Origin of the sequence: Paraburkholderia sp. GAS82 (genome assembly GCF_050436285.1) — a bacterium.
GTDB classification, from domain to species: domain Bacteria; phylum Pseudomonadota; class Gammaproteobacteria; order Burkholderiales; family Burkholderiaceae; genus Paraburkholderia; species Paraburkholderia phenazinium_B.
In genome coordinates, this window is sequence record NZ_JBNDLX010000001.1 from 550984 (window position 1) to 574282 (window position 23299).

The following is a 23299-nucleotide window of genomic DNA, read 5'->3' on the forward strand; positions in this document are numbered from 1 at the left end:
CGCAGCCGGCTCGCCGGCTGCTGTGCCCCAGACTAAACGGAAATCGTATGCCTCAAATCGTTGTGCTGCCCCATGTCGAACTGTGTCCGGAAGGCGCGGTGATCGATGCTGTGCCGGGCAAGAGCATCTGCGACAATCTGCTGGAGCACGGCATTGAAATCGAGCACGCCTGCGAGAAATCGTGTGCCTGCACGACTTGCCATGTGCTCGTGCGCGAAGGCTTCAATGCGCTCACGCCGTCGGAGGAAGACGAGGACGATCTGCTCGACAAGGCCTGGGGCCTCGAGCCGGAGTCGCGTCTGTCGTGCCAGGCGATGGTGCCGGTCGACCAGGATCTGGTCGTTGAAATCCCGCGTTACTCGATCAACCACGCGAAGGAAAATCACTAACAGGAGCGCAGCCATGAAGTGGACCGACACGCAAGACATCGCGATGGCCCTCACCGACAAGCACCCGGAAGTGGACCCGCAGCAGATCCGGTTTACCGATCTGCACCGCTGGGTCACCGAACTGGACGGCTTCGACGACGATCCGAACCGTTCGAACGAGAAGATTCTCGAAGCGATCCAGACGGCCTGGATCGAGGATGCGGATTATTGAGCGGGCTGTGGGTTCAGGATTGACTCTCGATCTCGACCGGCTCTGAAAGAAAAACGGCGATTCCAGTGAAATCTGGAATCGCCGTTTTGTTTGACGCGCTTCCTGACGCGTTGTTTAGCCTGCTACGAGCGCGCCGTTCTCGATATGCACGCGCTCGCCTTGCTGGAACGGCGGCGCTTCGTGATACGTGAAGTAACGGTTCTTGCCGCTCTCCAGACGCACATGCACCGAGTAGGCAGTTGTGCTGCGGATATTTTTCTCGACCGCGTTACCCGCGAAGCCGCCGCCGACTGCGCCCAGCACCGTCATCGCGCCGCGGCCCACGCCGCCGCCGAACTGGTTGCCCACCAGACCGCCGACCACCGCACCGCCCACAGCGCCGACGCCGGTGCCATGGCCTTCCTGACGCACTGCTGAGATCGCTACGACGGTCCCGCAACTAGCGCAATAGGCGGGTTGGGGCGGCGGTTGCTGTGCGTACTGGCCCGATTGCTGTTGCTGCTGTGCGTACTGCGCTTGCGCGGGCGTAGGAGCCGCTGCGACCGGAGCCGGTTGGGGCTGCTGGGTCTGAGCATCGGCTGGTGCCTGAGCCTGTGCAGGCTGGGCGGCCTGCGGCTGCTGTTGCTGCGCGTAGGTGTTCGGATTGGCCGGGGCCGCCGAATCGACCACTTGCTGCGACGGCTGCGAAGTCACCTGTGCCGCCTGGGTTTGATCTGTCTGCGCGCCGTTGCTCGACGCTTTGGGAAACAGACCCGTGATAGCCGCTGTGGCCGCGAGGCTCGCGATGATGACTGCGCCTGCCGCGGTCGCGACAAGCGGGTGAATTCGGCGTGGTTGTGTGTTGCCAGGATTGTCCATGATGACCTCCGTCTTGAGCAGAGTCCGAGTGGTTTTTTCGAGACTTAAGTGTCTGACAGACAGACTCGCGCGGGGTTTCAATTTGTAACCAGTTCTGTAGCGTCCGCAGAGATGGTTTGAAGCGGATCGCGGAGACGGCGGCCTGGCGCCTGATTTCAAGCGCTGACATGGCCTTCCGATCCCGACGTGAGGCGCCTCCGGCCGTGAACCTTTTACCGATCGTTACAAACTGTCAGGTGGCGCGACGGGATGCTGGAGATAGGCCGATGGGCCTGCAGGCCGCTCAAATGAGAGCGCCCGGCGACGAGCCGGGCGTTGCGTCAGTCAGGACCTGCTGTCTGTCGGATCACGCCGACCGCGCAATCAGTCCTCGCGGCGCAGATGCGGGAACAGGATCACATCGCGGATGCTCGGGCTGTCGGTCAACAGCATCACCAGACGGTCGATGCCGATGCCACAACCGCCCGCCGGCGGCATACCGTATTCGAGTGCGCGGATGTAGTCGGCGTCGTAGAACATCGCTTCTTCGTCGCCGGCGTCCTTCTGGTCGACCTGCTTCTTGAAGCGCGCGGCCTGGTCTTCCGGATCGTTCAGCTCGGAGAAACCGTTGGCGATTTCACGCCCGGTGATGAACAGTTCGAAGCGCTCGGTGATGCCCGCCACCTTGTCCGACGCGCGTGCGAGCGGCGACACTTCGATCGGGTAGTCGATGATGTACGTCGGCTCCCACAGTTGCGATTCGGCGGTCTCTTCGAAGAGCGCGAGTTGCAGCGCGCCGACGCCTGCGTTCAAGAACTGCGGCTGTGACGCATCGACACCGAACTTCTTCAGCTCGGGGCGTAGGAACGCCGCGTCAGCGAGTTGTTCGTCGGTGTACTGCGGCGCGTACTTCTGGATAGCCTGCGTGATCGTCAGCCGATGGAACGGCCTGGACAGATCGAGCTCGCGACCCTGATAGCTGATCGTCGCCGTACCGAGCGCATCGATCGCGGCCTGACGGATCAACTGTTCGGTGAAGTCCATCAGCCACTGATAATCGGTGTACGCGGCATAGAACTCGATCATCGTGAATTCCGGATTGTGGCGCACGGAGACGCCCTCGTTACGGAAATTCCGGTTGATCTCGAACACACGCTCGAAGCCGCCGACCACCAGACGCTTCAGATACAGCTCCGGCGCGATGCGCAGGAACATCTGCATGTCGAGCGCGTTGTGGTGCGTCACAAACGGCTTGGCCGCCGCGCCGCCCGGGATCGGGTGCAGCATCGGCGTTTCGACTTCCATGAAGTCGGCCTCGGCCATGAACTTGCGGATCGACGACATCGCCCTGGTGCGCGCCACGAAAGTCTTGCGCGTTTCCGGCGTGACGATCAGATCGACATAGCGCTGACGGTACTTCATCTCCTGATCGGCGAGGCCGTGGAACTTGTCCGGCAGCGGACGCAGCGATTTCGACAGCAGACGCAGTTCGGTACAACGCACCGACAGCTCGCCCTTGTTGGTACGGAACAGCACGCCACGCGCGGCGACGATATCGCCCATGTCCCACTTCTTGAATGCGTCGTAGGTTTCCTGGCCGATGTCAGCCGGCGTGATGAAGAACTGGATCTGACCCGAACCGTCGCGCACGGTCGCGAAGCTCGCCTTTCCCATCACGCGCTTCAGCATCATCCGGCCGGCCACGGCAACCTGAAGCGGATTCGCTTCGAGCGTTTCCTTGTCGGTCTCGGCGTATTGCGTCTGCAGGTCTTCCGCGTGATGCGTCGGGCGGAAATCGTTCGGATAGGCGACGCCCTGTTCACGCAGCTCGCGCAGCTTTTCGCGGCGCTCGGCGATGATCTTGTTTTCGTCCCCCTCGGGCGCAGCGTTCGTCTGGTTCGGTTCGGTCATGATGGGTCGGTATTCGGGGTGGCCTGCATGCGGGTGGGCCGCACGAGGTTGCCTGACGGTCGGAAATCGGACTGCAATCGGACCAAAGCAGGCGGTCAAAAGATGCGGCGCGGCAAAGCTCGCCGCGCCGGATGCGCTTACTTTAGATGCCCTGTTTCAGGCTGGCGCTAATGAACGGATCGAGGTCGCCATCGAGCACGCTCTTGGTATTGCTGATTTCGACGTTGGTACGCAGATCCTTGATGCGGCTGTTGTCCAGCACGTACGAGCGGATCTGATGACCCCAGCCCACGTCGGTCTTGCCTGCCTCGAGCTTGTCCTGTTCGGCCTGACGTTTGCGGATTTCCGCTTCGTACAGACGCGATTTCAACATGGCCATCGCTTCGGCGCGGTTACGGTGCTGCGAGCGGTCGTTCTGGCACTGCACGACGATGCCCGACGGCATGTGCGTGATCCGCACCGCGGAGTCGGTCTTGTTGATGTGCTGACCGCCCGCGCCGGACGCGCGGTACGTGTCGATACGCAGATCGGCCGGGTTGATGTCCACTTCGATCGAATCGTCGATCTCCGGATACACGAACACCGACGAGAACGAAGTATGACGGCCGCCCGACGAGTCGAACGGCGACTTGCGCACGAGGCGGTGCACGCCGGTTTCGGTGCGCAGGAACCCGTAGGCGTACTCGCCTTCGATCTTGATGGTGGCGTTCTTGATGCCCGCGACGTCGCCGTCGGTCTGTTCCAGCACTTCGGTCTTGAAGCCCTTGCGCTCGCAGTAGCGCAGGTACTGGCGCAACAGCATCGCGGCCCAGTCGCATGCTTCGGTGCCGCCGGCGCCGGCCTGAATGTCGAGGAAGGCGTTGTTCGGGTCGGCCGCGTTCGAGAACATGCGGCGGAATTCCATATCGGCGACGCGCTGTTCGAGGCCGGCTGCATCGCTTTCGCAGGCGAGGAGGGTTTCCTCGTCATTTTCTTCGCGCGCCATGCCGAACAGGTCCTGCGCGTCGCGCAGGTCGTTGTCGAGCGCTGTGAGTTTGCCGACGACGTCGTCAAGCAGCTTCTTTTCCCGGCCGAGGGCCTGGGCATGCTTCGAGTCGTTCCAGACGTTCGGGTCTTCGAGTTCCCGGTTGACTTCGATTAGACGCAGTGCTTTGTCGTCGTAGTCAAAGATACCCCCGTAGCTCGCCCGCGCGATGGCGCAGGTCGGCCAGAGAGGCTTCGATCGCGTTGAGACGTTCCGCTTCCATGTCGATCTTTTATAGCTTCGTAAAAAGGGGAAATTATAGCCGATCGAGGCTGCCCGCCGGCGGCGAATACGCGATCCGGCGGGTGGTTGGGGCCGTTTTGCGGGGGATTTTGCGCGATTTCGGCGCCCCGGCGTGGATGACGCGAGGCCGAGGCGGACCCACTGCCGCTCAGCTTATTGCATGCTCGACGATCAGCTGCACGCGCGAGACGCCATTCCACGTATCGCTTGCGAGGCGGTAGGCGATTGTCGTGCGGTTGGGCAGCGAATCCGTGTGATTGAACCAGATCGCGTTGAAGCGCTGCCGGCCGCGCAGCAGTTGCAGCTTCAGGTGCTTGTCCTTCACCAGCGCTTGCGACGCCACCTCGAATTCTCCCGAAAAAACCGGTGCCGGAAAGCCCTGACCCCAGACCGCAGCGTCGAGCATCTCGACGAATTGCGGCGTGAAATAGGCTTCTTCGAGATCACCGTCGGTTTCGACCACACGGGCGAGCGCGTCTTCGCTGAGCCACTCGCGGCCCACTGCTTCGAAGGCAGTCGTGAAACGCGGCACATCGGCGGCGGCGAGCGTCATGCCGGCAGCCATGGCGTGGCCACCGAACTTGGCGATCAGACCGGGTTCGCGTTTCGAGATCAGGTCGAGCGCATCGCGCAGATGAAAGCCCCCGATCGAACGCCCCGAGCCTTTGACGAGCACGCCGCTTTCGTCAGCCGGTGCGAAGGTGAAGACGGGCCGGTGGAACTTCTCCTTGATGCGCCCCGCGACGATGCCGATGACGCCCTGATGCCAGCTCGGGTTGAACAGCACGATGGTGGCCGAGCCGGCCGGATCGATCGACGACAGATCTTCGAGTGCCTGCTGCTGCATGCCCGCTTCGATCTCGCGCCGCTCGCGGTTGATCGAGTCGAGTTGCTGTGCGAGTTCCCATGCGCGGCCGATGTCGTCGGTGGTCAGGCATTCGATTCCGAGCGACATATCCGAGAGCCGTCCCGCCGCGTTCAGCCGCGGGCCGAGCGCAAAGCCCAGATCGAAGCCGGAAGCGCTGCGGGCGTCGCGTGCAGCGGCGCGAAACAGCGCCGCCACACCCGGCTGCATCTTGCCTTTGCGAATCCGTTGCAGGCCTTGAGCCACCAGCACGCGATTGTTGCCGTCGAGCTTGACGACGTCGGCCACCGTGCCGAGCGCGACCAGATCGAGCAGGCCGTCCAGACGCGGTTCGGGCCGCGCGTCGTCGAAGGCGCCGCGTTTGCGCAGTTCGGCGCGCAGCGCAAGCAGCACATAGAACATTACGCCGACGCCGGCGATGCATTTGCTCGGGAAGCCGCAACCGGGCTGGTTCGGATTGACGATGGCGCGCGCGGCAGGCAGCTGGTCGCCGGGCAAGTGGTGATCGGTGACGAGTACGTCGATGCCGAGCGCGTTGGCCGCTTCTACACCGTCGACGCTGGCGATGCCGTTATCCACGGTGATCAGCAGGTCCGGCTTGCCGGATGGATTGCGTGCCGCCAGCGCGACGATTTCGGGCGTCAGGCCGTAGCCGTATTCGAAGCGGTTCGGCACCAGATAGTCGATGTTCGCGCCGAACATCCGCAGCCCGCGCACGGCAACGGCGCAAGCGGTGGCGCCGTCGCAGTCGTAGTCGGCGACCACCAGCATGCGGCGTTTGCCTTCGATCGAATCGGCGAGCAGCACGGCCGCTTCTTCGCAGCCTTTCAGTTGAGTGGGCGCGACCAGCCGCGCAAGGCCGGTTTCGAGTTCATCCGGCAGACAGACGCCGCGCGACGCGTACAGACGGGCCAGCACCGGATGCAGGCCATGACGGGTCAACACTTCGGCATCGACGGGGGAGCAGGCGCGCGTAACGATTCGAGTCATGCGGAAAGGCCGGAAAACATGCGGTGGAACGGTAGCAGGGTGATGAAGTGCGTCATTCGATAAAGAGCGATGCGAGCACGCGGCGGCGCCAGAATTTGCGCAGATCGCCGCGTGTGATGTTGAGCGTCACCGAGCCGGTGTCGCCGCATAGTGTGAGGCCCAGTTCGCCGAGTTGGCCCGACTGCAAGGCAGCGAGAGCAGGGGCGAACCAGTCGGTTTCGAGCGCGGCGAAGGCCGCATTCCAGCGGCCCCAGTCCTGCTCGATATAGGGCGCGGAAAATGGGTCGAGCTCGACGAGCGTTGTTGATGCTGTTGCCGTGGCGCCGTTGCCGGCTTGCTGGGCTCCGCTTGCACCGTTCGCACGCGGTGCCGTGGCGGCGCTGGGCGCGAGGGCTGCAAACGAAGCCGGCGGAGGCCCGATCTCGACCCCGCCAGCGGTGAGCCCGAGGCCGCGCGTCGCCGCTGCGTCCGACAGCACACGCGTGAACGGGCTTTTAACCGGTTGCGCGGCACCTTGCGCATGGAACCAGATGGAATTGACCGCGGGCAGGCCGCGCGCTTCACGCGCCTCGTTGACCGGATGCTCGAACCACGCCATCTGCACTTCGTTCTGCAGTTTCATCCAGGCGCGCGAGCGCTGGCCGGTGTGGGCTTCGTGCGGCAGCCAGATCTCGATGTTGCGGCCGCTGGCGCGCAACGGCGAAGCGCCGGCCAACGTGCCGAAGGCGTCGCTCGCCAGATACCAGCGCGATGGATGGGGCGCCTCGATGCGCACGCCCAGTTCTTCGATCAGCGGCCTGGCGACCTCGAGCAGCGTCGCGGCTTCGGCGTCCGTCAGTTCGAGCGAGGCCGGATCGATCAGGACCAGATGGTCGTGCGCGATGCGCACGTGCACCGGTTGCACGCACGCCCAGGTCGACGTGTCGGGTTCGCCGCCATCGGCGCGCAGCATGTAGGGGGCGAGCGGCGCTTCGTCCGCAGCCCCTTCGCCGCTCGCGACCGTGCCGAACTGCCGGGCCACCCAGCGTTCGTGCGGGAGCGTGCGCTGGAAGTCCTCGCCGATCACCCGTTCGACCAGCGTGGCTCTTGCGACCAGCTTGTCGAGGGCGGGACTTTCGATGTTATGCAGCGCGGTGGAGGCGTCGGCTGCAGCGGGCAGCGCGAAGGGCAGGAGGAGTTGAAGACGGTTGGCGTGCATGATGCTCGGCATTGTATGGCAAACTTCGCGCTTGACCGACGGTAGATGAGCGGCAGTGGACGGGCGGCGTCGAAGGGGCGGTATTAAGGCTCTGGTAATGTACCCGTGCGGTGCAGCATGGACAGCTCGGTGCACCGCCCCGACGCTGGAAGCGGTACCAGCCCGGCAGCCCCAGCGGTTTGCGCATCGAACCGGAACCATCCGCCCCGATCCGGCACCAATGGTCACGACCCTCGAATTGCATGGCGCGCGGGATTGCGCACCGTCATGCGCTGCACCAACGGTCGAACACCGACGCCGCAGCACGAGGCTGAAGAACGCAGAAAAGGATTCGCTTGAAATTTCCCTACGAATGGACAATTGGCTGGCGCTACACACGCGCCGGCAAACGCACGACCGGTAACGGCTTTATCTCCTTCATCGCGCTCGTCTCGATGTCGGGCATTGCGCTCGGCGTCGCGGCGCTGATCGTCGTGCTGTCGGTGATGAACGGCTTCCAGAAAGAGGTGCGCGACCGCATGCTGTCGGTGCTTGCGCACGTCGAGATCTTTTCGCCGACCGGCTCCATGCCGAACTGGCAGTTGACCGCCAAGGAAGCGAAGCAGAACAAGGAAGTGATCGGCGCGGCGCCGTATGTCGACGCCCAGGCGCTGTTGACCCGTCAGGACGCCGTGAGCGGCGTCGCGCTGCGTGGTGTCGACCCGGCGCTCGAGCCGCAGGTGTCCGATATCTACAAGGAAATGAAAGGCGGCCAACTGTCCGACCTGAAGCCCGGCGATTTCGGCATCGTGCTGGGCGCGGATCTCGCCGCCAATCTCGGTGTGATGGTCGGCGACAAGATTACGCTGGTGGCGCCCGAGGGCACCATCACGCCTGCAGGAATGCTGCCACGCCTGAAGCAGTTCACGGTGGTCGGTGTCTTCGAGTCGGGCCACTACGAATACGACAGCACGCTCGCGCTGATCAACATTCAGGACGCGCAGGTGCTGTTCCGGCTCGCTGCGCCCACCGGCGTGCGCTTACGCCTGAAGGACATGCAGCGCGCGCCGGAGGTCGCGCACCAGTTGGCGCGCACGCTTTCCGGTGACCTCTACATCCGCGACTGGACCCAGCAGAACAAGACTTGGTTTTCCGCCGTGCAGATCGAAAAGCGCATGATGTTCATCATCCTTACGCTGATCATTGCGGTGGCGGCGTTCAACCTGGTGTCGTCGCTGGTGATGACGGTGACCAACAAGCAGGCGGATATCGCGATCCTGCGCACGCTTGGCGCGCAACCCGGCTCGATCATGAAGATCTTCGTGGTGCAGGGCGTGACGATCGGCTTTATCGGCACCGCGACCGGCGTGGCGCTCGGGTGTCTGATCGCGTGGAGCATTCCGTGGCTCGTGCCCATGATCGAGCATCTGCTTGGCGTGCAGTTCCTGCCGCCGTCGGTGTACTTCATCAGCGAGTTGCCGTCCGAGCTGGTGCCTGCAGATGTGATCCGGATCGGCGTGATCGCGTTCGTGCTGGCATCGCTGGCGACGCTGTATCCGAGCTGGCGCGGTGCGAAGGTGCGCCCGGCGGAGGCGCTGCGTTATGAATGATCGTTCCATTGGCCAGGCCATGACCCCAGACAGCGCGCTGCATCCGTATGTCCTCGAAGCGACCGGCATCTCGAAGTCGTTCGTGCAGGGCGGCCTGAACGTGCAGGTGCTGAACAACACAGAACTGTCAGTGCGGCGCGGCGAGAAGCTGGCGATCGTCGGCGCGTCGGGTTCCGGCAAGAGCACACTGTTGCACGTGCTGGGCGGCCTCGACGATCCGAGCACGGGCGAAGTCTCGGTGCTGGGTAAGCCGTTCACGAAACTCTCGGAGCGTGAGCGCAATGAACTACGCAATCGCGCGCTCGGTTTTGTGTATCAGTTCCATCATCTGCTGGCGGAATTCACTGCGCTCGACAATGTCGCGATGCCGCTGCGCATCCGCCGCATGCCAACCGACGAGGCGCGTCGCACGGCATTGCAGACGCTGGAACGCGTGGGCCTCGCGCATCGCGCGAAACACCGTCCGGGCGAGCTCTCGGGCGGCGAGCGTCAGCGTGTGGCGATCGCGCGTGCGCTCGTCACGAACCCGGCCTGCGTGCTGGCTGACGAGCCCACCGGCAATCTCGATGGCGGCACCGCGGATACGGTGTTTAACCTGATGCTCGAACTGTCGCAAACCTTCGATACCAGCTTCGTGATCGTCACGCACGATCCCGATCTGGCGGCGCGCTGCGATCGCATCATGCGTCTGCGCGACGGCGTGCTGCACGAAGAGCCGCACGTTCCGGTCTAACGTCTTTTGCTGCCGGGGCGCCAGCATGTGGATCGATACGCACTGCCATCTCGACGCGTCGGAATTCGATGCGGATCGTGACGCGGTCGCTTCTGCGGCTTGCGAGGCAGGCGTAGCGCGCATCGTGATTCCGGGGGTGGCGCGCGAGAACTTCGCGCGGGTGCGTGAACTCGCGCATCGCGTGAAGGGCGGTGCGTACGCGCTCGGGATTCATCCGCTCTTTACGCCCGGTGCGCAGGACGCCGATCTCGACGTGCTCCGCATGGAGATCGAAGCAAGTCTGGACGATCCGCTGTTTGTCGGACTTGGGGAAATCGGCCTCGATTATTTCGTCGCGGGCCTCGACGATGCGCGTCAGCAGTTCTTTTACAACGAGCAGCTGAAGCTCGCGCACGAATTCGATTTGCCGGTGATTTGCCACGTGCGCAAATCGCAGGACCAGGTGCTCAAAGGCTTGCGCCGGAATAGCGTGCATCGCGGCATTGCCCATGCGTTCAACGGCAGTTTTCAGCAGGCTCAGGCGTTCATCGATCACGGCATGCACCTTGGCTTCGGCGGCAATCTGACGTTCGAGCGCGCGCTGCAGATTCGTCGTCTCGCGGCGCAATTGCCGCTCGATGCGCTGGTGGTCGAAACCGACGCGCCGGACATCGCTCCCTCCTGGCTTTATCGCCAACGCAATACGCCGGACCAGATTCCCGCCATCGGCGCGGGACTCGCGCAACTGCGCGGTATCGGCGTAGATGAGCTTTCCATAGGCACAACGGCTAACGCTCACGCCGCGCTGCCGCGGCTAGCACTTTCGTCTGCATAATCTTTCCTGGTGGTTCGCGCCGGGCGGAACACGCGTCCGGTAATTCGTCTGAAACGGCTTCTGACCTGCATGCGTTGGCTACGCCCGGTGGCATTGGGTGGCAGTCCGGCGCGGCCGGCTGGCGAGCAGGGCGGAGGGCGAATGCGGGCAGTGTGGTGTGGTTTTGCGTTGGGTGTGATTGTCTTGCAGCAGCAGGCGGCATTGCCTGTGTGGCGCGAGTGGCTTGTGCTGTTGCTGATATCTGGCGGCGCGCTCGCTTGGGCTTGCTGGTGCTTGCGAGGGCAGAGAAGCTGCACGGCCGCTCGGTGCGCGTCAGCCTGGTGGTACGGGATACGCTGGCGTGTGTACACCGGTTGGTGCGCGGTCTTGTTGACCGCTGCATGTGTCGGATTCGGTTATGCAGCCTGGCGGGCCGAAATGCGTCTTGCCCTGAGCTTGCCTACCGCGTGGGAGGGGCGCGACCTCGAAGTGCAGGGCGCCATTCGAGGTCTGCCGAGCCGTGACGAGAAGGGCGCGCGCTTTCTGTTCGACGTGGATTCTGTTGCTGAGCCGATCGAACATTTTCCTCGCACGATTCAACTGGCGTGGATCGATCAGAAGGGCCCGCCGCCGCCATTGCTCGAACCCGGCGCGCGCTGGCGTCTGACGGTACGGCTCAAGCGTCCGCACAGCAACGCCAACTACGGCGTGCGCGACGCCGAAGCGGGCTTGCTGGCACGCAATGTCCGCGCAACGGGTTATGTCAATGCGCCTGCTACGGCACGGCGTCTCGATGGTTACGCGGGCGGCCTGGGTGTCAGCGTGGACCGCTGGCGCGCGGCACTGCGTGCGCGCATCGACACCGTGCTGGCCGACGCCCCGCATCGCGGCATTGTCGTGGCGCTCGCGGTCGGCGCGCAGGACGGGGTCAGCGCTGCCGACTGGCTGCTGATGCGCGCCACCGGCACGAGCCACCTGGTGGCCATCTCCGGTCTGCACATCGGTTTCGTTGCGGGCCTCGCCGGATGGCTGGCCGGCGCGCTGTGGCGGCGGTCGGGCCTGGTTGGGCGCAACTGGCCGTTGCGAATTCCGGCGCAACTCGTCGCGGTGACTGCGGGGACGATGTTCGCTGCGCTGCATGCGGCGCTCGCCGGGTTCAATGTGCCGGCGCAACGGGCATTGTGGATGGCGGGTGTGGTGGCGTTGGCGTTTGTCAGCGGACGCAGTGTCGCGCCGTCGTGGGTGTTGGCCTGGGCGCTTGGTCTTGTGCTGTTGCTTGATCCGTGGGCGCCGGTGTCCGCGGGGTTCTGGCTGTCGTTCTGCGCGGTGGCGGCGATCCTGTATGCGATGTCGGGGCGGCCGCGTGTGCGGGCGGATGAACGCGGCGATGGAGCGGGGGGTGGGCCTGGCGTTGATCCTGATGCAGGCGGTGGTAGTGGCGGTGGCAGTGGCAGTGACAGTGCTGGCGTTGGTGCAGCTAGCGGCCAAGCGGTCACGCGTTTTCCCACCCGCATGCTCCGCGTCGTGTGCGCCCGTGGCCGGGCGCTCATCGAGCGTATGCGCAGCGCCGCACACGTCCAATTTGCGGTGACGATCGCGCTTGCCCCGCTCACTATCTACTGGTTCTCGCAGATTCCATTGATCGGGCCGCTCGCCAATGCGTTTGCGATTCCCTGGGTCAGTCTGTTAGTCACTCCCGCGGTATTGGCTGGCGTCGCATTGCCGATGCCTGTCGACGCGTATGCGTTTCGTGCCGCCCATGCTTTGCTCGAACTGCTCGTCGCGGGATTGCAGATGTTGTCCGGCCCTGGCTGGACGCTCTGGCGCTTGCCGCAGCCGAATGGCTGGGTGCTGGCCGTCGCGGCGGTCGGTGTCGTCTGGTGTCTCGCTCCGCGCGGCTGGCCGTTACGCTGGGCAGCGCCGCTAACCTTGCTGCCGCTCCTGTTGCCAACTCCTCCGGGGCCGCCGTCGGGCTCGTTCAGATTGACCGCGCTTGACATCGGCCAGGGTTCGTCGATCCTCGTCGAAACGACCCATCACGCGTTGCTGTTCGACGCGGGCCCAGGGCCGGAGTCGACCCACGCCGGCGAGCGGGTGGTGGTGCCGTATCTGCAGGCCAACGGCGTGCACACGCTCGACACGATGGTGATCAGCCATGAGGATTCCGATCACTCGGGCGGCGCGCCGGCCGTATTGCAAGGCGTCGAGGTGCGCCAGTTGCTAGGCGGTCTCGTGCCGTCGAATGCGCTTTGGGACAAAGCCCGTGCCGTCGGTGCCGACACGGTGCGCTGTGCGGCGGGGCAGCACTGGCAATGGGACGGCGTCGATTTCAGCATTCTCTGGCCCGACCCCGGGCCGTTATCAGGCAATCCGAATGCGCATTGCTGCGTGCTGCGTGTCAGTATCGCGGGCTCCGGCGAATCTCCTGGTCACGCCGCCGCACCCAGTGTCAGCGCGCTGCTGGCCGCGGATATCGAGGCACCGGTTGAGCGTATCCTGCTGGCGCGGGATCGCTCGGCGCTGCCCGCGCAGATCCTTGTCGTGCCGCATCACGGCAGCAAGACTTCGTCGACCGAGCCGTTCCTCGACTCTATCGAGCCGCTTGTCGCGGTATTTCAGGTAGGCTATCGCAACCGTTTTCATCATCCGAATCCGGGTGTCTTCGAACGCTATCTGGGACGGCACATCGAACTCACGCGCAGCGACACCGACGGCGCGGTGCAAATCATGGCGGCGGGCAACCGTGCGCAGGGCTACCTGGCGGCGGGCGTCCGTGCGCAGGGCAACCTGGCGGCGGGCGACCATGCGCAGGGCACCTTGCCTGCGGGCACTCATGCACACAGCGACCCGGTGCAAGACGCACCATCGCCGCCCGCCACACTCACGCTCGAACGGTATCGCACTGCGTATCACCGGTACTGGATGGACCGATGAAGGACGCTCGCGCCACACCCGGCCGGGCGCCTCGCGCAACATAATCAGGAACGGAGACAGCAGCACTTGAAAAACATCATTCACTTCTCCCACGCCAACGGTTTCCCGGCGTCGACCTACCGGACCATCTTTGCCGAGCTCGCCGACGACTACGAGGTCCGCTTCATCGAGCGCATCGGCCATGACACGCGCTTTCCCGTGACGCAGGACTGGCCGCATCTGGTGGAGCAGTTGCTGGACGACATCAGCCGGTCATACGAGCAACCGGTCTGGCTGGTCGGTCATTCGCTCGGCGGCTATCTTTCGCTGATGGCGGCGTTGAAGAAGCCGCAGTGGGTGAGGGGCGTCGTGATGCTCGACTCCCCGGTGATCGCTGGCTGGCGCAGCAGCATGCTACGCGTGTCGCAATGGACCGGGCTCGACGAACGTCTCTCGCCGGCGGCCGCGACCCGCACGCGCCGCACGCAGTGGGCGAGCCGCGATGAAGCGTGGCGCCACTTTCATTCGAAACCCGCCTTCGCGCGCTGGGACGAGCGGATGCTGTCCGACTATATCGACTTCGGCATTCCACAAGCCTCGCCTGACGGCAGTCGCGCGCTCGCCTTCGACCGGCGCACCGAATACAGGATCTACAAGACGTTGCCGCACACGCTCGGCTCGCGGCTGGCGCGTGGCGCGCCGGTGCCGGTCGGCTTCATCGCCGGGACCCATTCGAAGGAGATTCGCCAGGCCGGGCTGGAGGCCACGCGCCGCGCCATCGGGGGCCACCTGGAATGGATCCAGGGCAGCCATCTCTATCCGATGGAGAAACCGATCGAAACCGCGCGGGCCGTGCAGCGGATGCTGCGCGAACTCGAACGGCCGCCTGCCTGATGCACGGTGGCACGGCACCACGGAGGCTGCCGCGAACGTCGCGCGGCTCCGTTTGTCCGCTTCCACAGGCGCGCTTGACTTCCATTAACAATTGAACCTGCACAACGAACGTCGCAAGCGTTAACATGCAGGCAAGCAGTCCTGCATGTCACGCGGAAGTCCGGGCAGCAGGTCAGCCGCAAGGAAAGGGGAAAGCAGCAAGGCAACAAGATAGCAACCGCTTGACAACAACAACGTCGCTACCGCAGGGCTTCACGCGGTAGCAACAGGCGGCGCAGAAAACGGTGCAGGATCGGCGCGGATGCCGCGCATTTTGCTGGGTTGAGACCCTGCTTTACGGTATAATCCGTTTTTCCCGCGAGCATCCAGCGATGACCAAATATGTTTTCGTCACCGGCGGCGTAGTTTCTTCCCTCGGCAAGGGTATTGCCGCCGCTTCCCTCGCCGCGATCCTCGAATCGCGCGGTCTGAAAGTCACCCTCCTCAAACTCGATCCCTACATCAATGTCGACCCCGGCACGATGAGCCCGTTTCAACACGGCGAAGTGTTCGTGACGGAAGACGGAGCGGAGACCGACCTCGACCTCGGCCACTACGAGCGCTTCATCAGTACGAAGATGCGCAAGGCCAACAACTTCACCACGGGCCAGATTTACGAGTCGGTCATCCGCAAGGAACGGCGCGGCGACTATCTGGGCAAAACCGTGCAGGTAATCCCGCACATCACGAACGAAATCCAGGCCTTTATCGAGCGCGGCGCAGCGTCTGCGACGTGCGGTGAGCCGGATGTCGCGATCGTCGAAGTCGGCGGTACGGTGGGCGATATCGAATCGCTGCCGTTCCTCGAAGCCGCTCGTCAGATGAGCCTGCGTCTCGGCCGCAACAGCGCGTGCTTCGTGCACCTGACGCTGGTGCCCTGGGTCGCGACGGCCGGTGAATTGAAAACCAAGCCTACCCAGCACAGTGTGCAGAAGCTGCGCGAAATCGGTATCTCGCCGCACGTGCTGCTGTGCCGTGCCGACCGTCCGATTCCGGACGACGAGCGCGCAAAGATCTCGATGTTCTCCAACGTGCCGGAAGACGCGGTGATCTCGGTGTGGGACGCGGACAGCATCTACAAGATTCCGCAGATGCTGCATGACCAGGGCATGGACGCGATCGTCTGCGAAGAGCTCCGGCTCACGCCGAAGCCCGCTGACCTCTCCCTGTGGGCGGCAATGGTCGGCAAGCTCGAACATCCGCAGCATCAGGTCACCATCGGCATGGTCGGCAAGTATGTTGACCTGACGGAGTCGTACAAGTCGCTGATCGAAGCGCTGCGCCATGCGTCGATTCATACGTCGACCAAGGTCAACATCGAATACATCGACTCGGAAGAGATCGAAACGCAAGGCGTCGAGAGCCTCAAGCATCTCGACGCCGTGCTGGTGCCGGGCGGCTTCGGCCGGCGCGGTACCGAAGGCAAGATCGCGGCCATCCGCTATGCGCGTGAAGCGAAGGTGCCGTACCTTGGCATCTGTCTCGGCATGCAGCTCGCGGTGATCGAATTCGCTCGCGACGTGGTCGGCCTGAAGGACGCGAACAGCACCGAGTTCGATCCGGGCACACCGAACCGCGTGGTCGCGCTGATAACGGAGTGGTACGACCGTGACGGCCGCGTCGAAAAGCGCACCGAAGAGTCGGACCTCGGCGGCACGATGCGTCTCGGTTCGCAGCGTTGCCCAATCAAGCCGGGCACGATGGCTGAAGAGATCTATGGCAAGGACGTGAACGAGCGTCACCGTCACCGTTATGAAGTCAATAACCGCTTCGTGCCCCAGCTCGAAGGCGGCGGCCTTATCATCAGCGCCCGTACCCCGAGCGAAGATCTGCCGGAAATGATGGAATTGCCGCGTGACATGCACCCGTGGTTCGTCGGCGTGCAGTTCCACCCGGAATTCACGTCCACTCCGCGTGACGGTCATCCGTTGTTCAAGTCGTTCGTCGAGGCGGCGCTGGCGCATCAGCAGCACCAGCAGCCGGTCGTCGAGGAGAAAGCATGAAACTAGGCGATTTCGAAATCGGCCTGAACAAGCCGTTTTTCCTGATCGCGGGCACCTGCGTCGTCGAATCCGAACAGATGACGATCGACGTCGCCGGCAAGCTCAAGGAAATCTGCGCGAAGCTGGAGATCCCGTTCATCTACAAATCGTCGTACGACAAGGCCAATCGCAGCAGTGGCAAGTCGTTCCGCGGTCTTGGCATGGACGAGGGTCTGCGCATCCTGTCGGAAGTGAAGCGTCAGCTCGGCGTGCCGGTGTTGACCGACGTGCATGCGGAACACGAGATCGAGCAGGTTGCGTCAGTCGTCGACGTGCTGCAGACGCCGGCGTTCCTGTGCCGCCAGACCGATTTCATTCATGCGTGCGCGCGTTCGGGCAAGCCGGTCAACATCAAGAAGGGCCAGTTTCTCGCACCGCAAGACATGAAGAACGTGATTGACAAGGCACGCGACGCCGCGCGTGAAGCAGGTCTGTCGGAAGACCGCTTCATGGCTTGCGAGCGTGGCGTCTCGTTCGGTTATAACAACCTGGTGTCGGACATGCGCTCGATCGCGATCATGCGCGAAACTGGCGCGCCGGTCGTGTTCGACGCCACCCACTCGGTGCAGTTGCCGGGCGGGCAGGGCACCAGTTCTGGCGGTCAGCGCGAATTCGTGCCGGTGCTCGCGCGTGCTGCTGTGGCCACCGGTGTGGCCGGCCTCTTCATGGAGACTCATCCGAAGCCTGCGGAAGCGAAGTCCGACGGTCCGAACGCTGTGCCGCTGCATCGTATGGCTGATCTGCTCGAAACTTTGGTGACGCTCGATCGGGCTGTGAAGCGTACGCCGTTCCTCGAAAGCGATTTCAACTGATGCTGACCTGTGCACTGTGTCGACCCGCTAGCCGGCGCAGTGCGTCTGAATCCGCTTTGAACCCCGATCTGAACCCAATGGTCGTCCAAGGTGTCTGGTTAGAGGCTGTGCTTCGTACGCCGGACGCTGTTTCACCGTAAGAATCCAACGTCATTTCTTGAGGAAACCATGAGTGCTATCGTAGATATCATCGGTCGAGAGATTCTCGATTCGCGAGGCAACCCCACCGTCGAATGCGACGTGCTGCTCGAGTCGGGCACGATGGGCCGCGCTGCGGTGCCGTCGGGTGCATCGACGGGCTCGCGCGAAGCGATCGAACTGCGCGACGGTGAAACCGGCCGTTACGGCGGCAAGGGCGTGCTGAAGGCTGTCGAGCACATCAACACCGAAATCTCCGAAGCGATCATGGGCCTCGACGCTTCCGAGCAAGCTTTCCTCGACAAGACCCTGCTCGAACTCGACGGCACCGAGAACAAATCGCGTCTCGGCGCGAACGCCATGCTGGCCGTGTCCATGGCGGTGGCCAAGGCCGCCGCTGAAGAAGCCGGCCTGCCGCTGTACCGCTACTTTGGCGGCTCGGGCGCGATGCAACTGCCGGTGCCGATGATGAACATCGTCAACGGCGGCGCGCACGCCAACAACAGCCTGGACATCCAGGAATTCATGATTGTGCCGGTCAGCCAGCCGACCTTCCGCGAAGCACTGCGCTGCGGCGCCGAAGTGTTCCACGCGCTGAAGAAGATCCTGAGCGACCGTGGCATGAGCACGGCCGTGGGCGACGAAGGTGGCTTCGCGCCGAACTTCGGCAGCAACGACGAATGTCTGTCGACGATCCTGCAAGCCATCGAGAAAGCCGGCTACCGCGCGGGTGAAGATGTGCTGCTGGCACTCGACTGCGCTGCGAGCGAGTTCTACCACGACGGCAAGTACCAGTTGGCGGGCGAAGGCCTGCAACTGTCGTCCACGGAATTTGCGGACTACCTGGCGAATCTGGCCGACAAGTTCCCGATCGTCTCGATCGAAGACGGCATGCACGAAAGCGACTGGGCCGGCTGGAAGATCCTGACCGACAAGCTCGGCAAGAAGATCCAGTTGGTGGGCGACGACCTGTTCGTCACCAACACGCGCATCCTGAAGGAAGGCATTGAGAAGGGTATCGCCAACTCGATCCTGATCAAGATCAACCAGATCGGCACGCTGACGGAAACCTTCGCTGCGATCGAAATGGCCAAGCGCGCCGGCTACACGGCCGTGATCTCGCACCGCTCGGGCGAAACGGAAGATTCGACGATTGCCGATATCGCCGTTGGCCTGAACGCTGGTCAGATCAAGACCGGTTCGCTCTCGCGCAGCGACCGCATCTCGAAGTACAACCAGTTGCTGCGCATTGAAGAGGATCTCGGCGATATCGCCAGCTACCCGGGCAAGTCGGCGTTCTACAATCTGCGTTGATCGCTAGTCTTGATCATGAGGTCGAATGCAGGTTTTGACCGTTGAGCCGGTTCTCCTTCGTTTCTGATTCAGCACGCCGCCCTGCGTATAGCGCAGGGCGGCGTGTATTTATTGTGCTTACCTCATGCGGCTTGTCACTGCTGTCCTGATCGTACTGCTGGCCCTGATCCAGTACCCACTCTGGTGGGGGCATGGGGGCTGGCTGCGCGTGCATGAACTACAAGGCGAACTGGCGCAGCAGATGCAGAAGAACGCGGACGAGAAGCTGCGCAACGAACGCATTGCGGGTGAAGTGCAGGATCTGCAGAATGGTACGGCCGCAGTGGAAGAGCGCGCGCGTTACGAGATGGGTATGGTGAAGGACGGCGAAGTGTTCGTGCAGTTCGTCGCACCTAACGCGCCGTTGCCTACGCCGAATAACGCGTCGGTCACCACATCGACGCGTGGCGAAGTGTCCGCTGCGCCGGTGCGCGTGGTGCCGAATCCGGAATCGCGCGCGAAGCCGGATCGCAAGCGCGCCGGCAAGGACACGAAAGACAAGGGTTCGAAAGAGAAGAAGCCGGCGCAATAAGCCGGGTTGGCCTGCCCGCATGTGCGAGCAGGCGTTTCTGATTAATGCCGTTTAATGCCGCTGGTCCGCAGCGGGCGAGACGCCTTGCGACAGTTCGCTGGCAACAAACAGTTGCGCCACGTCGACCGGATCGAATTCGTAACGCTGATTGCAGAACTCGCAGTGAATCTCGACGTGGCCGCGTTCTTCGATCACGCTATCCACTTCCTCGCGGCCCAGCATTTTCAGCATCGCACCGACTTTCTCACGCGAGCAGCTACATTCGAAACGTGCCGGCGCGGGTTCGAAATGCTGGACGTTTTCCTGCCAGAAGAGGCGTCGGAATACGGTCTCCGGTTCTTCCTTGAGCAGTTCCTCCTGCGACAGCGTGCCGCCGAGCGTGCAGACGCGTTCCCACGTATCCACGTCGAGATCGCCGGGGTGCGGGACGATGCCGCCGTCGCCAGGCAGCTTCTGCAACAGCATGCCGACCGCGCGCTCGGTGTTGGCCGCAAGCCACAAGCGCGTATCGAGCTGCTCGGAGTGGTGCATGTAATGCTCGAGCACTTCCGCCATTGACTTGAGCGGCCCGTCGAGGCCCGACAGCGGCACGATCCCCTGGTAGGGCTGCTGGCCCGGCTGCTTGACGCGCGGGTCGAGCGTGATCACGCAGCGGCCGTGACCGCTGGCGTTGACGAGCTCGATCAGCGTCGTGTCGTCGCCGATAGTGGCGTCCGCTTCGCCAGAAAACTTGGCGGTGGCGCGCATCGACAGATCCGAGCTGCATTGCACTACCAGCATCTTGACCGGACCGTCGCCGAAAATCTGCATGATGAGCGTGCCGTCGAACTTCAGGTTCGCCGAGAGCAGCGCGCAGGCGGCCATCATTTCGCCGAGCATCGTGCGCACCGGCGCCGGATAGTCGCGGCGGGTCAGCACTTCTTGCCACGTATTGCGCAGCGAAACGATTTCGCCGCGCACGGGCGCCGCGCTGAACATGAATTTTTGCAACTGGTCGTTCACAACTTTTCCTCGGTCGAATCGCGCAGCGTGATGCGATGCTGCGCTTGCGCACTGTGCGCGAGCGGCATGGCTAGCCGATACGCACGAGTTGCGCCTTGAAATAGGCGCGCCGCTCGGCGTAATTGGCCGCGTTACGGCGCAGGCCGGCGATGTCGGCCTCCGTCAGTTCGCGCACGACCTTGGCCGGCGCGCCCAGAATCAGCGAATTGTCAGGAAATACCTTGCCCTCGGTGACGATGGCGCCTGCTCCGACCAGACAGTTGCGGCCAATTACCGCTCCATTCAAGACCACCGCCTGAATTCCGATGAGTGCGCCTTCCTTGACGGTGCAGCCGTGCAGCATGGCTTGATGGCCAATTGTCACGTTGGCTTCGATGGTCAGCGGATAGCCCGGATCGGTATGCAGGACTGCGTTTTCCTGGATGTTGCTGCCTGGGCCTACCGAGATCAGTTCGTTGTCACCGCGAATGGCTGCGCCAAACCAGACGCTCGAATTTTCTTCGAGTTCGACTTTACCGATGATGGTCGCGGTATCCGCGACGAACACGCTTTCGTGGATGGTCGGCGCTGCGTCGCCAAGCTTGTAAATTGCCACAATGTCTCCGGTCCCAGGCTTCTGCATCCATGCAAGATGGTTGCTGTTGATCGGTCGTCACACCGCCGTCGGCGGGCGTAGGGGTAGTGCAAACGGCTGCGCGAATGGTGCGCGCCGTGTGGTTGAATGGCGTATTGTAAACGGTTGTGTGGAGAGACCGCTCGGTGGGCCGGCAGCCTTGCGGCGTGCGTTTTTAATCCTTGCCAAGCCGCTTTCCCGCCCCGCCAGGACCGCCACGACCGTCACGATGAATTCCGCCGTTCCCGTTGTACCCCACCTGTCGCGTTGCGCCCGTGCCGAAGCACTCGAAGCATTGCGCCAGTTCGATCCGCAGGCGAAGGCCGCCGCGGCACAGGCCCTGTACGCTGACGTGCTGGCCCTCGCCGCGGTCTGCTCGCCGTCCCTGCTGATCGACGAACCGCCCGGCTTGCCAGGACGGCCCGGCCGCCCGGAGCTGGTGGAGCCGCGCAAACTGGGCCGCCGCAGTATGCAGTCCCCTGAAGGACGCGCCGTGCTGTTGCACGCGCTCGCCCATATCGAGTTCAACGCGATCAACCTGGCGCTCGACGCGGTCTGGCGCTTTAGCGGCATGCCCCCTGCGTTCTATACCGACTGGCTCAAGGTGGCGGCAGAGGAAGCCCATCACTTCTCGCTACTGGTCGCACGGCTTGCCGAGTTCGGTCACGCTTACGGTGATTTTGCCGCCCACGATGGCCTGTGGGATATGTGCGAACGCACGCGCGGCGACGTATTGGCGCGTATGGCGCTGGTGCCGCGCACACTGGAAGCACGCGGCCTCGACGCCTCGCCGCCGATCCGTGCCAGACTCCAGCAGGCGGGCGACCACGCTTCGGCGGCGATTCTCGACGTCATCCTGCGCGACGAGATCGGCCACGTGCTGATCGGCAACCGCTGGTTCCGCCACCTGTGCGACGAGGGCGGTCTCGACCCGCACACCACTTACGCGCAGCTCGCCGACCAGTATCACGCACCGAAATTACGTGGTCCGTTCAATTTCGAGGCCCGTCGCGACGCCGGTTTCGACGAAGCCGAACTGGCCGCGCTGGCCGGACTCGAGCCGACAGCGCCAGCCGCAGATTGAGCCGGTTGCGGCGGTCGCACATCGAGCCGGCTCTCGATACGTCGCACCTTCCGCTCGCCCGCTATCTCGCTATAATCGAACGATCATTCTTTTTTTAGGCTCGATGCGCTCATGAATATTCCAGAGTCCGACTTCATCACCGTGCGCGGCGTGCGTCTGCATGCGAGGCGCTGGGGCAATCCGGACGCCCCGACGCTGTTCATGCTGCACGGCTGGATGGACGTGGCGGCATCGTTCCAGTTCGTCGTGGATGCACTGGGCGGCAACTGGCAGGTGATCGCGCCGGATGCGCGCGGTTTCGGGCTGTCGGATTGGCCGGTGGCCGAGCGGGGCGGTGGTAGCTACTGGTTTCAGGACTATCTCTCGGACCTCGACGCACTGCTTGACCACTACGCGCCGACCGGCGAAGTGAACCTGGTGGGGCACAGCATGGGCGCGAACGTGGTCTGTCTTTATGCCGGGGCGCGTCCGGAGCGGGTTCGCCGGGTGGTGGACCTGGAGGGCTTCGGCCTTGCCGCCGCGAAACCGAGCCAGTCGCCCAGGCGTTTGCGTAGCTGGCTCGACGAATTGCGCGAGCCGCCGCAGTTGAGGCGTTACGCGTCTCTCGACGAAGTCGCTGCGCGGCTGACGAAGACCAACCCGCGTCTCGCCCCACAGCGCGCGCGTTTTCTCGCCGGGCACTGGTCGAAGCCGGACGGCGAGGGCGGTTTCATGCTGCTCGCTGACCCCGCGCATAAGCTGCGTAGCCCGCTGCTCTACCGTCTCGATGAAATCATGGCAGTCTGGGCCAATGTGCGCGCCAAAGTGCTGCACGTCGAGGCCGCCGGCTCGCCGTCCCTCGCACAGATTGCCGGCGAGGTGCCGCTCGACGAATTCAAGGCGCGGTTCAGCGCGTTTCCCGACTGGCGCGAGAAAATCATCGAGGATGCGGGCCATATGGTCCATCACGATCAGCCGGAGCAGGTGGCAGCGCTGATCGAGGCGTTCTGCGCATAAGATTTCTGACAGGTTGAGCTTTCCGCAAGGTCTTGGGCGTCGTCGAATGGTCTGCTCGGGTTACTGCGTTGCAGTAAAATGAGTGCAGAACCTTTTTA

Annotated in this window: 20 protein-coding genes; 13 read left to right on the forward strand and 7 right to left on the reverse strand. The window is 63.5% G+C overall.

The genetic code is table 11. The annotated features are described in order from the left end of the window. Positions 1-47 precede the first annotated feature (47 nt). The gene (gene fdx / locus P3T17_RS02460) at positions 48-389 is read left to right on the forward strand and encodes an ISC system 2Fe-2S type ferredoxin (protein ID WP_074264160.1); all 342 of its coding nucleotides are present in this window, start codon (positions 48-50) and stop codon (positions 387-389) included. A 13-nt stretch (positions 390-402) separates the two neighbouring features. Further along, positions 403-600 carry a Fe-S cluster assembly protein IscX gene (iscX, locus tag P3T17_RS02465; RefSeq protein ID WP_074264161.1) on the forward strand — a complete coding sequence of 66 codons (198 nt, stop codon included), beginning with the start codon at positions 403-405 and terminating at the stop codon, positions 598-600. A gap of 114 nt (positions 601-714) precedes the next feature. Here the strand turns inward: iscX and P3T17_RS02470 are convergent, their stop codons facing one another. The 5 genes from P3T17_RS02470 to P3T17_RS02490 all read right to left on the reverse strand — a co-directional run bounded on the left by P3T17_RS02470 (position 715) and on the right by P3T17_RS02490 (position 7680). After that, positions 715-1458, reverse strand: coding sequence for a glycine zipper 2TM domain-containing protein (locus P3T17_RS02470; RefSeq protein ID WP_429404493.1), 744 nt, complete (start codon positions 1456-1458; stop codon positions 715-717). Positions 1459-1821: 363 nt separating this feature from the next. Beyond that, the gene (gene lysS / locus P3T17_RS02475) at positions 1822-3348 is read right to left on the reverse strand and encodes a lysine--tRNA ligase (protein ID WP_429404495.1); all 1527 of its coding nucleotides are present in this window, start codon (positions 3346-3348) and stop codon (positions 1822-1824) included. A 142-nt stretch (positions 3349-3490) separates the two neighbouring features. After that, positions 3491-4595, reverse strand: a protein-coding gene (gene prfB / locus P3T17_RS02480; protein WP_143787488.1) for a peptide chain release factor 2 whose coding sequence is annotated in 2 segments (ribosomal slippage) — positions 3491-4513 and positions 4515-4595 — 1104 coding nt in all. Because the reading frame shifts where the segments join, the coding sequence is not laid out codon by codon here. A 168-nt stretch (positions 4596-4763) separates the two neighbouring features. After that, complete coding sequence (gene recJ / locus P3T17_RS02485) at positions 4764-6470, reverse strand: single-stranded-DNA-specific exonuclease RecJ (protein WP_429404497.1); 1707 nt, start codon at positions 6468-6470, stop codon at positions 4764-4766. 52 nt (positions 6471-6522) lie between these two features. Continuing rightward, positions 6523-7680: a regulator gene (locus P3T17_RS02490; RefSeq protein ID WP_429404499.1), complete on the reverse strand. Its 1158-nt coding sequence runs from the start codon at positions 7678-7680 to the stop codon at positions 6523-6525. Positions 7681-8003: 323 nt separating this feature from the next. On the opposite strand from P3T17_RS02490, the gene P3T17_RS02495 reads away from it, so the two are divergent. The 9 genes from P3T17_RS02495 (at position 8004) to ftsB (ending at position 19506) form a co-directional block, all read left to right on the forward strand. Then, entirely contained in the window at positions 8004-9257 is a 1254-nt protein-coding gene (locus P3T17_RS02495; RefSeq protein WP_429404501.1) for a lipoprotein-releasing ABC transporter permease subunit, read from the forward strand. Then, positions 9250-9990 carry a lipoprotein-releasing ABC transporter ATP-binding protein LolD gene (gene lolD, locus P3T17_RS02500; protein ID WP_429287152.1) on the forward strand — a complete coding sequence of 247 codons (741 nt, stop codon included), beginning with the start codon at positions 9250-9252 and terminating at the stop codon, positions 9988-9990. Before P3T17_RS02495 ends, lolD begins: the two co-directional genes overlap by 8 nt. A 25-nt stretch (positions 9991-10015) precedes the next feature. Then, positions 10016-10804, forward strand: coding sequence for a TatD family hydrolase (locus P3T17_RS02505; RefSeq protein WP_429404503.1), 789 nt, complete (start codon positions 10016-10018; stop codon positions 10802-10804). A gap of 141 nt (positions 10805-10945) precedes the next feature. Then, positions 10946-13717 (forward strand): DNA internalization-related competence protein ComEC/Rec2, encoded by a 2772-nt coding sequence (locus P3T17_RS02510; protein ID WP_429405481.1) that lies wholly within the window; start codon positions 10946-10948, stop codon positions 13715-13717. Positions 13718-13783: 66 nt separating this feature from the next. Continuing rightward, complete coding sequence (locus P3T17_RS02515) at positions 13784-14590, forward strand: alpha/beta fold hydrolase (protein WP_429404505.1); 807 nt, start codon at positions 13784-13786, stop codon at positions 14588-14590. Positions 14591-14961: 371 nt separating this feature from the next. Then, positions 14962-16632 carry a CTP synthase gene (locus tag P3T17_RS02520; RefSeq protein ID WP_074264171.1) on the forward strand — a complete coding sequence of 557 codons (1671 nt, stop codon included), beginning with the start codon at positions 14962-14964 and terminating at the stop codon, positions 16630-16632. Further along, a complete protein-coding gene (gene kdsA, locus P3T17_RS02525; protein WP_429404507.1) occupies positions 16629-17483 on the forward strand; it encodes a 3-deoxy-8-phosphooctulonate synthase in 855 nt (284 codons plus the stop codon). Before P3T17_RS02520 ends, kdsA begins: the two co-directional genes overlap by 4 nt. A 168-nt stretch (positions 17484-17651) precedes the next feature. Further along, the gene (gene eno, locus P3T17_RS02530; protein WP_074264173.1) at positions 17652-18935 is read left to right on the forward strand and encodes a phosphopyruvate hydratase; all 1284 of its coding nucleotides are present in this window, start codon (positions 17652-17654) and stop codon (positions 18933-18935) included. A 124-nt stretch (positions 18936-19059) separates the two neighbouring features. Next, positions 19060-19506, forward strand: a complete 447-nt coding sequence (ftsB, locus tag P3T17_RS02535) for a cell division protein FtsB (RefSeq protein ID WP_429404509.1) — start codon at positions 19060-19062, stop codon at positions 19504-19506. Positions 19507-19557: 51 nt separating this feature from the next. Here the strand turns inward: ftsB and hslO are convergent, their stop codons facing one another. Further along, on the reverse strand, positions 19558-20508 hold the full coding sequence (hslO, locus tag P3T17_RS02540) for an Hsp33 family molecular chaperone HslO (protein ID WP_429404511.1): 951 nt from the start codon (positions 20506-20508) through the stop codon (positions 19558-19560). Positions 20509-20578: 70 nt separating this feature from the next. Next, positions 20579-21103, reverse strand: a complete 525-nt coding sequence (locus P3T17_RS02545) for a gamma carbonic anhydrase family protein (protein ID WP_429404513.1) — start codon at positions 21101-21103, stop codon at positions 20579-20581. Positions 21104-21350: 247 nt separating this feature from the next. Here P3T17_RS02545 and P3T17_RS02550 point away from each other — a divergent pair, with 247 nt between their 5' ends. Together P3T17_RS02550 and P3T17_RS02555 are read left to right on the forward strand one after the other, a co-directional pair. Next, on the forward strand, positions 21351-22205 hold the full coding sequence (locus tag P3T17_RS02550; protein WP_429404515.1) for a ferritin-like domain-containing protein: 855 nt from the start codon (positions 21351-21353) through the stop codon (positions 22203-22205). A 111-nt stretch (positions 22206-22316) separates the two neighbouring features. Continuing rightward, positions 22317-23201 (forward strand): alpha/beta fold hydrolase, encoded by an 885-nt coding sequence (locus tag P3T17_RS02555; protein WP_429404517.1) that lies wholly within the window; start codon positions 22317-22319, stop codon positions 23199-23201. Positions 23202-23299: the final 98 nt, after the last annotated feature.

Bases quoted from the DNA above. Each gene is read 5' to 3' on its own strand.
- fdx (WP_074264160.1), top strand. From the start codon at position 48: ATGCCTCAAATCGTTGTGCTGCCCCATGTCGAACTGTGTCCGGAAGGC.
- iscX (WP_074264161.1), top strand. From the start codon at position 403: ATGAAGTGGACCGACACGCAAGACATCGCGATGGCCCTCACCGACAAG.
- P3T17_RS02470 (WP_429404493.1), bottom strand. From the start codon at position 1,458: ATGGACAATCCTGGCAACACACAACCACGCCGAATTCACCCGCTTGTC.
- lysS (WP_429404495.1), bottom strand. From the start codon at position 3,348: ATGACCGAACCGAACCAGACGAACGCTGCGCCCGAGGGGGACGAAAAC.
- recJ (WP_429404497.1), bottom strand. From the start codon at position 6,470: ATGACTCGAATCGTTACGCGCGCCTGCTCCCCCGTCGATGCCGAAGTG.
- P3T17_RS02490 (WP_429404499.1), bottom strand. From the start codon at position 7,680: ATGCCGAGCATCATGCACGCCAACCGTCTTCAACTCCTCCTGCCCTTC.
- lolD (WP_429287152.1), top strand. From the start codon at position 9,250: ATGAATGATCGTTCCATTGGCCAGGCCATGACCCCAGACAGCGCGCTG.
- P3T17_RS02505 (WP_429404503.1), top strand. From the start codon at position 10,016: ATGTGGATCGATACGCACTGCCATCTCGACGCGTCGGAATTCGATGCG.
- P3T17_RS02510 (WP_429405481.1), top strand. From the start codon at position 10,946: ATGCGGGCAGTGTGGTGTGGTTTTGCGTTGGGTGTGATTGTCTTGCAG.
- P3T17_RS02520 (WP_074264171.1), top strand. From the start codon at position 14,962: ATGACCAAATATGTTTTCGTCACCGGCGGCGTAGTTTCTTCCCTCGGC.
- kdsA (WP_429404507.1), top strand. From the start codon at position 16,629: ATGAAACTAGGCGATTTCGAAATCGGCCTGAACAAGCCGTTTTTCCTG.
- eno (WP_074264173.1), top strand. From the start codon at position 17,652: ATGAGTGCTATCGTAGATATCATCGGTCGAGAGATTCTCGATTCGCGA.
- ftsB (WP_429404509.1), top strand. From the start codon at position 19,060: ATGCGGCTTGTCACTGCTGTCCTGATCGTACTGCTGGCCCTGATCCAG.
- P3T17_RS02550 (WP_429404515.1), top strand. From the start codon at position 21,351: ATGAATTCCGCCGTTCCCGTTGTACCCCACCTGTCGCGTTGCGCCCGT.
- P3T17_RS02555 (WP_429404517.1), top strand. From the start codon at position 22,317: ATGAATATTCCAGAGTCCGACTTCATCACCGTGCGCGGCGTGCGTCTG.